The 13,415-nt window shown below is 63.0% G+C and carries 15 protein-coding genes; 4 read left to right on the top strand and 11 right to left on the bottom strand.

Annotated elements, in window-relative coordinates; all coding sequences use genetic code 11:
* Positions 1-63: 63 nt before the first annotated feature.
* The 4 genes from crtA to bchO are packed head-to-tail and all read left to right on the top strand — an operon-like array spanning position 64 to position 4,281.
* Entirely contained in the window at positions 64-774 is a 711-nt protein-coding gene (gene crtA / locus ACERHN_RS10780) for a spheroidene monooxygenase (protein ID WP_415922639.1), read from the top strand.
* Positions 771-1,775 (top strand): magnesium chelatase ATPase subunit I, encoded by a 1,005-nt coding sequence (gene bchI / locus ACERHN_RS10775; RefSeq protein ID WP_415922638.1) that lies wholly within the window; start codon positions 771-773, stop codon positions 1,773-1,775. Before crtA ends, bchI begins: the two co-directional genes overlap by 4 nt.
* Before the next feature lie 6 nt (positions 1,776-1,781).
* A complete protein-coding gene (locus ACERHN_RS10770) occupies positions 1,782-3,425 on the top strand; it encodes a magnesium chelatase subunit D (RefSeq protein ID WP_415922637.1) in 1,644 nt (547 codons plus the stop codon).
* Between the two features lie 4 nt (positions 3,426-3,429).
* Positions 3,430-4,281: an alpha/beta fold hydrolase BchO gene (bchO, locus tag ACERHN_RS10765; protein ID WP_415922636.1), complete on the top strand. Its 852-nt coding sequence runs from the start codon at positions 3,430-3,432 to the stop codon at positions 4,279-4,281.
* A gap of 60 nt (positions 4,282-4,341) precedes the next feature.
* Here the strand turns inward: bchO and ACERHN_RS10760 are convergent, their stop codons facing one another.
* The 11 genes from ACERHN_RS10760 to bchL all read right to left on the bottom strand — a co-directional run bounded on the left by ACERHN_RS10760 (position 4,342) and on the right by bchL (position 13,372).
* Positions 4,342-4,818 (bottom strand): c-type cytochrome, encoded by a 477-nt coding sequence (locus tag ACERHN_RS10760; RefSeq protein ID WP_415922635.1) that lies wholly within the window; start codon positions 4,816-4,818, stop codon positions 4,342-4,344.
* Between the two features lie 78 nt (positions 4,819-4,896).
* On the bottom strand, positions 4,897-6,111 hold the full coding sequence (hemA, locus tag ACERHN_RS10755) for a 5-aminolevulinate synthase (RefSeq protein ID WP_415922634.1): 1,215 nt from the start codon (positions 6,109-6,111) through the stop codon (positions 4,897-4,899).
* Positions 6,101-6,910, bottom strand: coding sequence for a putative photosynthetic complex assembly protein PuhE (puhE, locus tag ACERHN_RS10750; RefSeq protein WP_415922633.1), 810 nt, complete (start codon positions 6,908-6,910; stop codon positions 6,101-6,103). The genes hemA and puhE overlap by 11 nt, the downstream gene beginning before the upstream one ends.
* A 40-nt stretch (positions 6,911-6,950) precedes the next feature.
* A complete protein-coding gene (acsF, locus tag ACERHN_RS10745) occupies positions 6,951-8,057 on the bottom strand; it encodes a magnesium-protoporphyrin IX monomethyl ester (oxidative) cyclase (protein WP_415922632.1) in 1,107 nt (368 codons plus the stop codon).
* Entirely contained in the window at positions 8,054-8,350 is a 297-nt protein-coding gene (locus ACERHN_RS10740) for a hypothetical protein (protein WP_076630639.1), read from the bottom strand. Before ACERHN_RS10740 ends, acsF begins: the two co-directional genes overlap by 4 nt.
* A complete protein-coding gene (gene puhC / locus ACERHN_RS10735) occupies positions 8,334-8,837 on the bottom strand; it encodes a photosynthetic complex assembly protein PuhC (RefSeq protein WP_415922631.1) in 504 nt (167 codons plus the stop codon). The genes ACERHN_RS10740 and puhC overlap by 17 nt, the downstream gene beginning before the upstream one ends.
* 5 nt (positions 8,838-8,842) lie before the next feature.
* Positions 8,843-9,475 carry a photosynthetic complex putative assembly protein PuhB gene (gene puhB / locus ACERHN_RS10730; RefSeq protein WP_415922630.1) on the bottom strand — a complete coding sequence of 211 codons (633 nt, stop codon included), beginning with the start codon at positions 9,473-9,475 and terminating at the stop codon, positions 8,843-8,845.
* Positions 9,476-9,570: 95 nt separating this feature from the next.
* A complete protein-coding gene (puhA, locus tag ACERHN_RS10725) occupies positions 9,571-10,341 on the bottom strand; it encodes a photosynthetic reaction center subunit H (RefSeq protein WP_415922629.1) in 771 nt (256 codons plus the stop codon).
* A gap of 25 nt (positions 10,342-10,366) precedes the next feature.
* A complete protein-coding gene (locus tag ACERHN_RS10720; RefSeq protein WP_415922628.1) occupies positions 10,367-11,791 on the bottom strand; it encodes a PucC family protein in 1,425 nt (474 codons plus the stop codon).
* Positions 11,788-12,468, bottom strand: a complete 681-nt coding sequence (gene bchM / locus ACERHN_RS10715) for a magnesium protoporphyrin IX methyltransferase (protein WP_415922627.1) — start codon at positions 12,466-12,468, stop codon at positions 11,788-11,790. Before bchM ends, ACERHN_RS10720 begins: the two co-directional genes overlap by 4 nt.
* A gap of 4 nt (positions 12,469-12,472) precedes the next feature.
* Entirely contained in the window at positions 12,473-13,372 is a 900-nt protein-coding gene (gene bchL / locus ACERHN_RS10710; protein WP_299685026.1) for a ferredoxin:protochlorophyllide reductase (ATP-dependent) iron-sulfur ATP-binding protein, read from the bottom strand.
* Positions 13,373-13,415: the final 43 nt, after the last annotated feature.

The following is a 13,415-nucleotide window of genomic DNA, read 5'->3' as shown; positions in this document are numbered from 1 at the left end:
AATTTCTTTTCTCACGGTAACCTGATCCCGGTGCCTTTTCCGGCATTCTGCCAGTGCGAACAGATGAGCCAGACAACCACGATCACCTTTTACCGCTTTGGGCGGCTGCGCGACCGGGCGTGGGCTTTTGCCATGATGGGCGCGGCTCGCATGGCGATGGCGCGTGTGCCCGATCTCGGGTTCTGGAAACTCTGCGGATCCGGAACCGGCGAAGGGTTCACACCTGTGCCGAATACGGGCGTTTACGCGATTCTGTGCACATGGCCGGACGCGGACACCGCGCGGACCCGACTGCGTGATACGCGCATATTTGAGCGGTATCGCGCACGTGCCATGGAACACTGGACCCTGTTTCTGTCCCCGGCATCCGCACGCGGTGCATGGAGCGGTCAGCAACCTTTTTTGCCTGTGTCAGAGCCTGTTTCCGGCCCGATCGCCGCCCTGACGCGCGCCACGATCAAACCGCGCATCCTCACCCGATTCTGGGGCCGTGTGCCTGACATCTCGCGCATGATCGGGTCAGATCCGAATGTCATGTTCAAAATCGGCATCGGCGAAGTGCCGATGCTGCATCAGGTCACATTCTCAATTTGGCCGGGTGCACAGGAAATGGCCGCCTTTGCGCGCAAGGGCGGTCCCCATGCCGAAGCGATCAAGGCCGTGCGCGACGGCGCATGGTTTCGCGAAGAACTTTATGCCCGCTTCTCCATTCTGGACGACAGCGGCACCTGGGGCGGTGTGCGTCCCCTGAACCGGCTGGAGCCAGCACCATGAAGCAGCCTTTTCCATTTTCCGCCATCGTCGGTCAGGACGACATGAAAACCGCCATGATCCTGACCGCCGTCGATCCGGGCATCGGCGGGGTTTTGGTCTTTGGCGACAGAGGCACAGGAAAGTCGACCGCCGTTCGCGCACTGGCCGCTCTGTTGCCGCCCATCGACGTGGTCAAAGGGTGCCCGATCAATGCGGCCCAACCTGAGGATTGCCCGGATTGGTCACAGTTACAGACGTTTTCCATGGAGGAACGTCCGACACCGGTCATTGATCTGCCCTTGGGTGTTACCGAGGACCGCGTGGTTGGCGCGCTTGATATTGAACGGGCCCTGACCCGCGGGGAAAAGGCGTTTGAACCGGGTTTGCTGGCACGGGCCAACCGCGGGTATCTCTATATTGATGAGGTCAATCTGCTGGAGGATCACATTGTCGATCTGTTGCTGGATGTGGCGCAGTCGGGTGAAAACGTGGTCGAGCGGGAGGGTCTCAGCATCCGCCACGCGGCACGGTTCGTTCTGGTCGGCTCCGGCAATCCCGAAGAGGGCGAATTGCGGCCTCAACTTCTGGACCGGTTCGGCCTGTCGGTCGAGGTCCGGTCGCCACAAGATGTGGCGGAACGGATCGAAGTGATCCGTCGCCGCGATGCTTATGAGCGCAAGCCCGACACCTTTGTAAAGCGTTATGCCAAGGATGACGCTGCCATTCGGTCCGCCATTCTGGCGGCGCGGAGCCGGTTGGATTCGGTGATGGCGGGCAATGCGATCCTTGGCGATTGCGCGGAACTGTGTCTGGCCCTCGGATCGGACGGTTTGCGGGGTGAGCTGACGCTGCTGCGCGCGGCACGTGCGCTGGCTGCCTATGACGGTGCCAAATCGGTGACCCGCAAACATCTGCGCCGTATCGCGCCGCTGGCGCTCAGCCACCGTTTGCGCCGCGATCCGCTCGATGAGGCAGGCAGTGGCACACGGGTGACCCGCACGGTCGAAACCGTGCTGGCCTGAGCCGCGATGTCCGACGCCTCCTGGCACCTTGCCGCTGCGGCCCTGCGTATCCTCGCCGAGGACCCGCAGGGATTGGGCGGCGCCGTGGTGCGCATGCGCGCGGGGCCTGACCGGGACCGGGTCATTGCAGCGTTCAAGCCCGCACTGCCCCTGCGCAAGCTGCCGATTTCCATTTCCGACGAACAGTTGATGGGCGGTGTGGACCTTGCCGCCACCTTATCAGCCGGCACGGTGGTACGCAGTTCGGGGTTCTTTGCTCATCCTTCTGTCGCGCTGATCCCCATGGCCGAACGCTGCACCCCGTCTTTGGCGGCAAAGCTGTGTCAGTTGTCAGATCAGGGTCTAACACAGGGCATCTTGGCTCTGGATGAAGGGATCGAGGCGGATGAGACCACACCGAACAGTCTGTCGGACCGGCTGGCGTTCCACATCGCGCCCGAGGGCCGTATGCCGGGTGACTGGCCTGCATTGCCTCCGGTAGAGACGGGCGCGCCTGTTGCGGCAGAAGACGGCATAGCGCAGCTGACACTGCTGTCCGCCCGCTTTGGCATCGCATCCCTGCGCGCGCCGCTGCTGGCGTGGACGGCGGCTCAGACACATGCGCGTATCGAAGGCCGCGCTGGCGTATGCACCCGCGATCTCGAACTGGCGGCGGCATTGGTGTTCCCTCACCGTGCCACACAACTCCCCGAAGCAGACGCACCGCCGGAGCAGACGGAGCCGGAGCAGGAACAACACGCGGATCAGGACGAAGGCACATCGCAGGACCCTGGCCCCGTGCTCGACAGCGACATGCTCATCGAAGCGGTCGCGGCCCTGCTGCCGCCGGGCATGCTGGAGACGCTTGGCCAGAACCGGAAAACGACCACGGCCAAGGGCGCCGGCGCGGGCAAGCTGCGCAAGTCCAACCGGCGCGGGCGCCCCCTGCCCTCCCGCCCCGGACAGCTGGGGGGAGATGCGCGCATCGACCTCATCGCAACCCTGCGGGCCGCAGCCCCCTGGCAACCGATGCGCCGGGCACAGCAGCCGGATCGTGCGGGCCTGCTCATCCGGTCGTCGGACATCCGGACCAAACGCTATGCCCAGCATTCCGACCGCCTCCTGATCTTTTCCGTGGATGCCTCTGGATCCGCGGCGATGGCACGGTTGGGCGAGGCAAAGGGGGCCATCGAACTGCTCCTTGCCGAGGCCTATGCCAGCCGCGACCACGTGGCGCTGATCTCTTTCCGCGGGACGCAGGCGGAAACGCTGCTGCCTCCGACGCGATCATTGGTCCAGACCAAACGCCGCCTGTCGGCGTTGCCGGGTGGCGGCGGTACACCGCTGGCCGCCGGTTTGCAGACGGCCATGACACTGGCCGCGCAGTCCGCAGGTCAGGGCATGACACCCACCATCATCGTGCTGACGGATGGCCGCGCGAACATCGCGCTTGATGGCACCGCCCACCGTGCCACCGCCGCCGAGGATGCGCAGACCGTGGCGCGCGCCATCCGTGCCCAGGGCACGGAATCGCTGGTCATCGACATGTCAAACCGTCCGCAGCCTGCGTTGCAGGATCTAGGCCGTACGCTTGACGGAGGATACATCGCGCTGCCGCGCGCGGACGCGCACCGGATGACCGACGCTGTCAACGCCGCTCTGGCGGGCTGAGCCCATGGACTGGGCGCGTATCGACGGCTGGCCCCTGCGTGCCGCGTCACGACAGATCAACGGGCCTGTACATCGTTGGCATGCGCAGGTTACGGGCAATGGCCCCCTGCTCCTGCTGCTGCATGGTGCGGGCGGTTCCACACACAGCTACCGCGATGTCATCCCATTGCTGAGCGACACTTACACCGTGGTCGCACTTGACCTGCCAGGGCACGGGTTTACCCAACTGGGTGGTCGGGCGCGAAGCGGGCTTGATCCCATGGCCGAAGACGTGACGCGCCTGTGCGCGCAGGAAGGCTGGCAGCCGGAGGTGATCATCGGCCATTCTGCGGGCGCGGCTGTGGCCTTGCGGATGGCCCTGACGGCCCACCAGCCGCCCCATGTGATCGGTCTCAATGCCGCATTGGGAGAGTTTCCGGGCCTGGCCGGGCTTGTCTTTCCGCTGATGGCAAAGGCGTTGGCAGCGATGCCATTCGCCACGACACTTTTTTCGACAACCTCCGCCAATCCGAGCCGGATCAGAGCGCTCATCGCGTCAACCGGGTCGGAATTGAACGCCGAAGGGTATGACCTCTATCGTCAGCTGGTTGCGGACAAGGCGCATGTCGACGGTACATTGCGGATGATGGCGCAGTGGGACTTGCGGCCGCTGCTGCGCGCCCTGCCTGACTTTGACGGTCCCGTTGACCTGATCGCGGGGTCGAAGGACGCAACCGTCCCGCCCAGTGTGTCTGAAAAGATGGCAAACCGGATGCCCCATGCCACCTTTCATCCCGTCGAAGGCCTGGGACATCTGATGCACGAAGAGGCGCCGGAACAGCTAGCCCGGATGATCAAGGCCATCCTGCACCGCTAGCACAAAAAAACGCCGCCTCGGATGCGAGACGGCGTTTCAGAAACGTCAAACGCGGCAGGTTCAGCCGTCGGTGCCCTCTGCGGCTGGCTCCGGCAGGGGTGCCAGAGATGCGAGATAGGCATAGAGGTTCACGGCGTCCTCTTCCTTGCGGACCTTGTAGGTCATCTTGCCACGACCATCGTCGCCGGTCACTTCGCGCAGCCAACCGGTGGGATCCTGCACATAAGCGACAAAGCTCGCCTCGTCATAGATCACGCCCTGTTCACCGGCGAGCACGATGATGTCGGAATAGCGGAAGTCTTCGACCGTGCCAGCCGTCCGGCCAGCGACCGCGTACAGGTTTGGACCCGTCTTGGATTTGCGACCGGCGAGCGTCTCGCCTTCGTCATTGACGACAACGTGGCAGGACACGCATTGGCGGAATGCCTTTTCACCGGCTTCGACATCGCCAGTGGCGGTCAGATCAACGGCGTGGCCGTCGGCGAATGCGGGGGCTGCCAGAGCGGTGGCGGCCACAATCGCGAGGGATCGGAACATGGGTTTCTCCTTCCAAGTGTTCTTCGCAACAAAACGTAGCGAGTTCACGATCAAGTCAACAGTAACTTTGGCTTGATCTCAGGCAACGGCGTGCGCGATGGCACATTGCTTCCACAAATCCTTCAACGCCAGCACGAGATGTTCGATATCCTCGACACTGTGCAGCGGCGACGGGGTAAAGCGCAAACGCTCCGTTCCCTTGGGCACGGTGGGATAGTTGATGGGCTGCACATAGATGCCATAGCGCTGCATCAGATAGTCACTGAGCATACGGCATTTGACCGGGTCCTTAATCATCACGGGGATGATGTGGCTGGGGTTTTCCATGTGCGGAATGCCCTCCTGATCCAGCCGTTTGCGCAGGTACGCGACACGTTCGCGTTGCAGGAGGCGTTCCTGATCCGACTGTTTGAGGTGGCGGATGGATGTGCGGGCGGCTGCGGCCACGGCGGGCGGCAAGGCGGTGGTAAAGATGAACCCGCTGGCAAAGCTGCGGATGAAATCGCACAGCGCCTCGGACCCGGTCACATAGCCGCCGACAACGCCATAGGCCTTGCCCAGCGTGCCCTCGATCAGCGTGATGCGTTCGGCCAGCCCTTCCTGTTCCGAAATACCCCCGCCGCGTGGGCCATAGAGGCCAACGGCGTGCACCTCATCAAGATACGTCATCGCGCCGTGCTTTTCGGCCACTTCGACGATTTCCTGCATCGGACAGATGTCGCCGTCCATGGAATAGACCGACTCAAAGGCGACGATCTTGGGCGCGTTCGCAGGCAGCGCTGCCAGTTTGCGATCGAGATCTTCGGGATCGTTGTGTTTCCAGATGACCTTGTTGCAGCGCGCATGGCGGATGCCTTCGATCATGGAGGCGTGGTTCAGCTCATCGCTAAGGATCACCGCATCCGGCAAACGGCTGCCCAATGTGCTCAGAGCGGCCCAGTTAGAGACATATCCGGAGGTAAAGAGCAGCGCGCTTTCCTTCGAATGCAGGTCGGCCAGCTCCTTTTCGAGCAGCTTGTGCGCATGGTTCGTGCCCGAGATGTTGCGCGTCCCGCCCGCACCTGCGCCACAAGCATCGATCGTGTCCTTCATGGATTTGACGACCGACGGGTGCTGACCCATCCCGAGATAGTCGTTGGAGCACCACACCGTCACTTCATCCGGGGCATCGTCATCATGGCAGATCGCGCGCGGAAACGCGCCATACTGGCGCTCCAGTTCCGCAAAGATGCGGTAATTGCCTTCGTCTTTCAGCGCGTCCAGCTGCGTTTGGAACAGTGCATCAAAGTCCATGATGTCCCCCTTGGGTCTTTTGGTGTTTGTGTTGTTTGGGCGCAGGCAGCATCCACCGCCAAAGCCGTTCGTCAGGGATCGGCAAAACCATCACCCAGTGTTCAAGTGTCGCGAGCGCGGTGAGCGCCGTGAGCAGCGCAAAGCCGGTCACATCGCCCATCGTTTCGGCGGCATAGAGCCGTTCGAGCCAGCATGCGGCGGCAAAGGTCAGCGCAGTAATGGACACCGGGAAGAGCCAGTTCATCCCGCGAATGCGGAAATGGCTCGACAGGTGCGACAGCGCCTCGGGCAGGAATTCCACATGCGTCCGCGGCACCCCGAAAAAGAGGTTCAGCTTGGCCGAAACACGGGCAAAGAACAGCACCGCAAAGGTCCAGAAGCCGAACGCATTGGGCGCGTCCCACAGGCCCAGACCAAGGACGATCAGGGCCGCAATCAGCAGCATCTCGTGATAGGCCAGCGTGCCCCACGCGCGGATGAACCGTTCCCATTCGGGGGTGTGGGGCGGCAACACGCGCGTGTTGGGCCCGGTGATGATACCGGTGAGAAAGGCCAGTTCGATCCAGCCCCAGATCGCCAGCGCCGACAAAAAGGCGACATAGACACCCATGACGTCCGTCTGTGACGCCGACCAATAGGCGCCATAGCCACCCAACAGGATCAGCGGCACGCCAGCCAAGGTGGCGCGCAACCGGGCTGTGGGCCCCTCGCGATCCGCATATTTCACAGCCATCAGGATCGTGCCGGTGGAAAACCACCAGATGAAAAGCGCGATCATGGCTGCGACCCAGGGTGTCATGCAGACCCCCTGGACCAATGCTTATGCGAGGTGCTGAGGCTCAATAGGCTGGCTCCATACGGGTGGAAGCCGGGACCTGATGCCGTTTGGCGGGGATCGTCAGCAGCGAGATGAACGCCAGACCGCAGCGCACCTGCGCCCCGATCTTGGCCAGCCCGCTGGCGTTGGCCAGATCGACATTCGCCTTTTGCAGCCGCTCCAGACCGGATTGCCAGCGCGGATGCTCGATATCCAGCGTGATCGGGAAAATCTGCTCACTGAGCTTGGAGGTCTTGGTGAAAACCTCGTGGGCGTACCAGTCGGGATCAACGCCAAGGGCCTTGTGAAAGGCCGGGCGCTGGTGATCACGGACATACATCGTGGCATAGACCGCCGTCAGGAAGAACTTGATCCAGTAGACATTGATGCCGCTGGTCAGCTTGGGGTCCGTCTTCATCAGCAGGGCAAAGGCCTCGCCGTGCGAAAACTCGTCATTGCACCACTCCTCGAACCATTTGAAGATCGGGTGGAACCGGTGTTCCGGGTTCGCCTGCAGGTGCCGGAAGATCGTGATGTAGCGGGCGTAGCCAATCTTTTCCGACAGATACGTGGCGTAGTAGATGAACTTGGGCCGGAAGTAGGTGTATTTCTTCTTCTGCGTCAGGAACCCGAGGTTCACACGCAGCCCGGCCTCACGCAGGGCATCGTTGATAAAGCCCGCGTGCCGCGCCTCGTCCCGCGCCATCAGCTGGAACAGCTGCGTGATGTCCTTGTTGTTGCCGCGGCGCTTCATCTCCTTGTAAAGCACGCAGCCCGAGAACTCGGCGGTGCAGGAGGAGATCAGGAAATCGATGAATTCCTTCTTCAGCTGCGGCTCCATCCCGTCCCAATCGACGGTGTCCCAGTCTTCGTTTTTCTTGAAATGCCCTTTGTTCGGGTCGCTTTCCATCTGGTCGATGAGCATGTCCCACTCGTCCCGCACACCCGACACGTCAATGGCGTCCAGTTCGTCGAAATCGGTGGTGTAGAACCGCGGGGTCAGCAGCGTGTTCTGCATCGCCGTCTCGGTCGCCATCTCGGATGTGAATTCCGCGTCCTGCGCTTGCGCAATGGCGAGACCCTCTTCGACGGATGTGGCGTCGGCGGTGTGTTTCAGTGGAGCATTCATAGCGTCACCTCCTCGGAGAACGAGAATTCGCAAAGTTCCATAACCTCGAAGTCACCCGTCAGGCGGGTCCAGAGACGTTCCAGCGCAGAGGCGCGTACGATCACCGCCTCACGGTCTTCGGTGACGATCTCTCCGAACGGGGCCATGATTTCCGGCCCCTGCACCTGCACTTCGTCACCGGGATAGATGACGGCGCCGTTGTTGAACCGCACGTGGGCATGCAGGCTTTCGAACTTGTGGCTGATTTCGACCGTGCAGGGCGCACGTTCGACGTCCTTAGTCAGTAGTCCCATTGGTGGCCTCCTTTGGGGTGGGTGGCTCCAGCAACCTGGCGAAGGTGCGGAGATTGTCGGCGCCGAACCCCATGAGTTCGGCTGACCAGTCGGTGGTTGGGTCGTAAAGCGACAGGCGATTGCCTTCGCGCAGGCGCAGCAGCACCGGGGCAGAGAGGTCCGCGCCGATCTTTGTCCGCTCGCGTTGCAACACGCGGTCGATGCCGGCAACGAACCCGCCCTTGTCGGGGGCAAAGCTGGCGATGACGGTGCCGGTGTCGTCCAGCACGCGGGCCGCTCCGGAGGCGTCACCCGACAGGTGGATCACCCGTTCGGCCAGGATCGCGGTGTCAGGCGGCGTGCTTTCCAGCGGGCGATCCGTCAGGCGCGCAACGGTGACCAGCGACAGGATCACGAGGACCAGCGCCACCATGGCGCGGACCAGAACGCGGGGGACCAGCTCGTTCTCGCTGGCGTGGATGCGGGCTTGGGTCTGTGTGTCCGACATCGCTCTCACTCCGCCGCCACGGCATCCGGTGATGCCATCCGCACAACCTTGGGCGTGCTCACCCGCGCCTCGGCCGCGTCTGCGAGGATACCGGCCACGCGTTCCGCATCCGGAATGCAGCGCAGCGCGGGCTGCGTCTTGCCAAATCGCCAGGGCCGCGCGTGCGGCCAGATCACGAGGTAGCTGAGCTTGGTCGCACCCAGCGTGTCAAAGGCGATAGTACCGGTGCCGGACCTGCGCAGATCAAGGGCCGCATTGCCCAATTCGCGATAAGGCAGGTTCAGCGTCAGGGTAAGCGCTGCACCGATCCGCATCACCACACGGGCCGACGTGATCGTATACATCGTGCACCGCGCCTGCACATAGGCAATGGCCCAGAGCAGGCCATAGACGATCACCCCCAGCACCACGAAGGGCACCGCCGCACCGATGGCTTGCCCCATCGGCATCAGGTCCACGACGGACACAAACCGCCACGCCGCAAGGATCGCAAAATACCCCGCGACCCAGTTGATGTTCAGCGACTCGCGGGCCAGCGCCCACGCGTCAGGGCGGCCCTGCCAAAGGATTTCCTCGCCCTCGGGAGGAGCCTCCGGCAAACCCGCAATGGGTTCGATCTCGAAATCATCATGAGGCATTGCGCACGTCCTTTCCGATGAGGTTGCAACAAGGGACAAAGCAGCGCCCCGGTGAAGGTGTAGGGTGGGCAATCCTGCCCACCCCCGTGATCAGATCAAAGCTGCGGGTCCTGACGGGCCGCATCGGCATAAAGAAGCCCGCCCCCGTAGTAGCCACAGATCTTGTCTTCCTCGAGCAGGGTCACCTGCGTCGCACTTGCGATGGTCGGCACGGTGGCAAAGTGCTTGCCATAGATCGACTGCACCACGACCCGGTCCGATTTGATCCGCGCCAGCGTCAGTGGCACCAGGCGGTTGCCCGTGCCCCATTTGGGATCCAGCGTGTATTCGAGATACCGGACAAGCTGTTCCGGCTCATCGACCCACATGTCCACGACGCGGCCCACGATCTCATCATCGCCCGACATCACGGGCAGACCGCGCGGGTCACGCCCGGCGGCGTGGACAAAGGATTCGTTGGCCGCCATTGGAACGATCTTGGGATGGCCGTGCCCGTCCAGCTCGGGTGCGTCACGACGCGGTGCCCAGGACGCAGGCCCGACACCGTCGATCATCGGATCACCGGTTGGCTCAAACGGATAGCCGTTGGCCTTGGCCGTCTGTTCCATCGGAATGTCTGCACGTTCGGGCGTCTGTCCCGACGGCACGGTCACACTGCCCCGCCCGTGGGGCAGGTCGAACGTCTTGTCCGACGGCACCGGGAACGGCCCCTGGTTCGCGGCTTCGGTCCCGTCGTCATTCTCGAGGGGGTAGCCTTCGCGCATGTTCTCACGCTGGATGTAGAAGATCAGCAGCGCGAAAAAGCCCCAGAAGAGCCAGATCGACAAAGAGGCGAGGTCGAATTCGCCAAAGAATGTCCCAGTCATTGTGTTGTTCCTTTCCTGGACATGATCATGTGGGGAAATCCGCGAGGCCAAGTGGCTGCGGTTCCTCCGTCTCGGTGAGGGGACCCGAATGGCGCACGAGCGGTCCCAGGATGATGAGAGTGACAAAAAGCAGGCCAATCTCGGCGTGATAGACAAAGGCGTATCCGGCGGCGGGCGTCACAAGACCCTCGCCCCAGGCGCCCGACATTGCGATGGCTCCGATCCAGTCGCGCAACGTTCCGCCCAAGGCAATTGCGACACCGGCGGCCGTTGCCTGCGCAGCACCCCAGGCGCCAAGGGCGAGGCCGCGTCCCGCAGCTCCCTTGGCGGGCATGGTCATCGCAGCGGTCAGGGTGGACACGGCAAAGAGGCCCCCGCCAAACCCGATCAGCGCAGCACCGGCGTAAAAAAGCACGTTGGCCTGCATCGGTGCGGCAAAAATCACCAGCGTGAATGCCCAGACCCCCGCCAGAATACCGCCACCGGCCAGACGGTAGGAATTCGATCCCTTGGCCAGACGCCGTCCAGCCCAGGCAAAGCCCAGAAGCGCCCCCGCCGCCCAGAGCGCCGTCAGCAGCGTCGTCGCGGACACCGACAGCCCGAGGATCTCACCGCCATAAGGCTCCAGCAGCACGTCCTGCATATTGAACGCCATCGTGCCGACAAACACGCAAGCCAGCAGACGCCCCGCCTGCCCCCCTGCGGCATAATCGTTCCATGCCTCCCGAAACATCGGACGCGGCGCGGCACGCTCCGTCTTGGTCATGGGACGCACCGCTTCCTGTTTCCACAGCGCGATGAGGTTCAGGATCACACCTGCCACCGCCGCGCCCTGCACCACGCGGATCAGCCGCAGGTCACTGTAATTGCTGAGCAGCCCGCCGATGATCAGCGCCGATACACCCATCCCCACAAGGAACATCACATAGAGCAGGGCGACGACCCTCGGCCGCGTCTCGTCACTCGCCCGGTCCGACGCCAGCGCAAGCCCTGCCGTCTGCGTCATGTGCAGACCGAGGCCAGTCATAAGGAACGCAAGTGCTGCCAGCACCTCACCGGCAAAGGGGATCTCGTGATACACGTCCCCGCCCAGCACCAGCAGGGCAAAGGGCATGACCGCCAGCCCGCCGAACTGCCACAGGGACCCGAACCAGATATAAGGCACCCGCTTCCAGCCAATGGCTGACCGGTAGTTGTCCGACTTGAAGCCCAACAGCGCCCGGAACGGCGCGATCAGAACCGGCAACGCGATCATGATCGCCACGATCATCGCCGGCACGCTCAGCTCGACAATCATCACCCTGTTCAACGTGCCCAGCAGCATGACCGACGCCATGCCCACCGACACCTGAAACAGCGACAGGCGCAAAAGTTGGCCCATCGGCAACCCTTCGGAGGCCGCATCCGCAAACGGCAGCGCCTGCAGGCTGAGGGATTTGAGCCCACTCATGGCCGCAGCTCCATCGCTTCGGAAATATAGAAACCTGACGACACCCGCTCCACCGGGCGCAGCATGCGACGGACGCCGGCGGCCTTGGCCGCGCGCGCCAGCTTGGGGTGCGCATGGGGAATCATCACCGGCGACCGGTCCGACCGGGGAAACGCCTTGCCCGCGTACCACATCACCATCAGCGCAGGCGTGCGCGGCGCCACGGTAAACACGATGGGGCCGGACACGCGCGGTTCCAGCTTGGTCAAAGCATCGCCAATATCCTCGGCGGTGTAATAAATCAGGCTGTCCATCGCGATGACCGCATCGAACTGGCCCAGCGTCGGGTCCAGCATGTCGCCCGCGTGAAACGTCACCTGACCCTGCAATTCATGCGGCAGGCGCAGTTGCGCAATGTCGATCAGTTGTGGCGAAATGTCGGCGGCCACCACCGTGGCCCCCCGCCGCGCCAACTCAATCGTCGCCATGCCAGGACCACAGCCCGCATCCAGCACCCGGCAGCCCCGCAGGTCATCAGGCAACCGGCTCAGCATCAGCGACCGCATCCGGTCCCGCCCCGCCCGCACCGTTTCGCGCACGCGCGACACCGGCGCGTCCGACGTCAGACGCTCCCATGTCTTGGTGGCCGTCTGGTCGAAATAGGTTTCGACCCGGGCGCGGGTTGAGCCGTAGTCCATGCGCTTAATCGAACCCCAGCAATTCAAAGATATCGCGGTCTTCCATCGGCGCGGGCGCCAGCCCTTCGGTCCCGTCCCATAAGGTCTGGGCCAGACGGATATACTCCGCACGGCACCGCACGATGTCCTCCTCGTCATCCATCTCGAACAGGGTCTTTTTCTTGAGCCGCGACCGGCGGATCGCATCCACGTCGGGCATATGCGCGATGCGGTTGAACCCGACCGTGTCGCAATACCGATCCACCTCGTTGGTCTCGCGGCTGCGGTTCGCCACACAGCCCGCAAGGCGCACTTTGTAATTCGCCGATTTGGCCTGCACCGCCGCAATAATCCGGTTCATCGCATAGATGCTGTCGAAATCATTGGCCGTCACGATCAACGCCCGATCCGCATGTTGCAACGGGGCTGCAAAACCGCCGCACACCACGTCGCCAAGCACGTCAAAGATCACGACGTCGGTCTCTTCGAGCAAATGGTGCTGCTTGAGCAGCTTCACCGTCTGCCCCACGACATAGCCGCCACAGCCAGTGCCCGCGGGCGGCCCACCGGCCTCCACGCATTTCACGCCATTGTACCCTTCGGTCACGAAATCCTCCGGCCGCAGCTCTTCGGGGTGGAAATCCACCTCCTTGAGGATGTCGATCACCGTTGGCTGCAAATGCCCGGTCAGCGTGAACGTGCTGTCATGCTTGGGATCACAGCCGATCTGCAACACCCGCTTGCCCAGGTTCGAAAACGCAGCCGACAGGTTCGACGACGTGGTCGATTTCCCGATCCCGCCCTTGCCATAGACCGAAAACACCTTCGCCCCTTCGATCCGGGCCTCGGCATCCTGATGCACCTGCACCGATCCTTCACCGTCCTGACCACGCAGAACCGGTGGATTTCTATCGAGTGGGCTCATACGAGCCTCCTTTCCATCAGAGCGGAGCGCGTGCCCGTCTCTG

The sequence above is a fragment of the Tateyamaria rhodophyticola genome (assembly GCF_047777875.1).
Lineage (GTDB): Bacteria > Pseudomonadota > Alphaproteobacteria > Rhodobacterales > Rhodobacteraceae > Tateyamaria.
This window is presented reverse-complemented; position numbering and strand designations above follow the sequence as displayed.

What these genes read in the sequence shown, in the direction of transcription:
- puhC (WP_415922631.1), bottom strand. Translation starts at nt 8,837, where the DNA reads ATGTCGGACACACAGACCCAAGCCCGCATCCACGCCAGCGAGAACGAG.
- bchI (WP_415922638.1), top strand. Translation starts at nt 771, where the DNA reads ATGAAGCAGCCTTTTCCATTTTCCGCCATCGTCGGTCAGGACGACATG.
- bchO (WP_415922636.1), top strand. Translation starts at nt 3,430, where the DNA reads ATGGACTGGGCGCGTATCGACGGCTGGCCCCTGCGTGCCGCGTCACGA.
- ACERHN_RS10760 (WP_415922635.1), bottom strand. Translation starts at nt 4,818, where the DNA reads ATGTTCCGATCCCTCGCGATTGTGGCCGCCACCGCTCTGGCAGCCCCC.
- crtA (WP_415922639.1), top strand. Translation starts at nt 64, where the DNA reads ATGAGCCAGACAACCACGATCACCTTTTACCGCTTTGGGCGGCTGCGC.
- puhE (WP_415922633.1), bottom strand. Translation starts at nt 6,910, where the DNA reads ATGACACCCTGGGTCGCAGCCATGATCGCGCTTTTCATCTGGTGGTTT.
- bchM (WP_415922627.1), bottom strand. Translation starts at nt 12,468, where the DNA reads ATGGACTACGGCTCAACCCGCGCCCGGGTCGAAACCTATTTCGACCAG.
- bchL (WP_299685026.1), bottom strand. Translation starts at nt 13,372, where the DNA reads ATGAGCCCACTCGATAGAAATCCACCGGTTCTGCGTGGTCAGGACGGT.
- ACERHN_RS10770 (WP_415922637.1), top strand. Translation starts at nt 1,782, where the DNA reads ATGTCCGACGCCTCCTGGCACCTTGCCGCTGCGGCCCTGCGTATCCTC.
- ACERHN_RS10740 (WP_076630639.1), bottom strand. Translation starts at nt 8,350, where the DNA reads ATGGGACTACTGACTAAGGACGTCGAACGTGCGCCCTGCACGGTCGAA.
- acsF (WP_415922632.1), bottom strand. Translation starts at nt 8,057, where the DNA reads ATGAATGCTCCACTGAAACACACCGCCGACGCCACATCCGTCGAAGAG.
- hemA (WP_415922634.1), bottom strand. Translation starts at nt 6,111, where the DNA reads ATGGACTTTGATGCACTGTTCCAAACGCAGCTGGACGCGCTGAAAGAC.
- ACERHN_RS10720 (WP_415922628.1), bottom strand. Translation starts at nt 11,791, where the DNA reads ATGAGTGGGCTCAAATCCCTCAGCCTGCAGGCGCTGCCGTTTGCGGAT.
- puhB (WP_415922630.1), bottom strand. Translation starts at nt 9,475, where the DNA reads ATGCCTCATGATGATTTCGAGATCGAACCCATTGCGGGTTTGCCGGAG.
- puhA (WP_415922629.1), bottom strand. Translation starts at nt 10,341, where the DNA reads ATGACTGGGACATTCTTTGGCGAATTCGACCTCGCCTCTTTGTCGATC.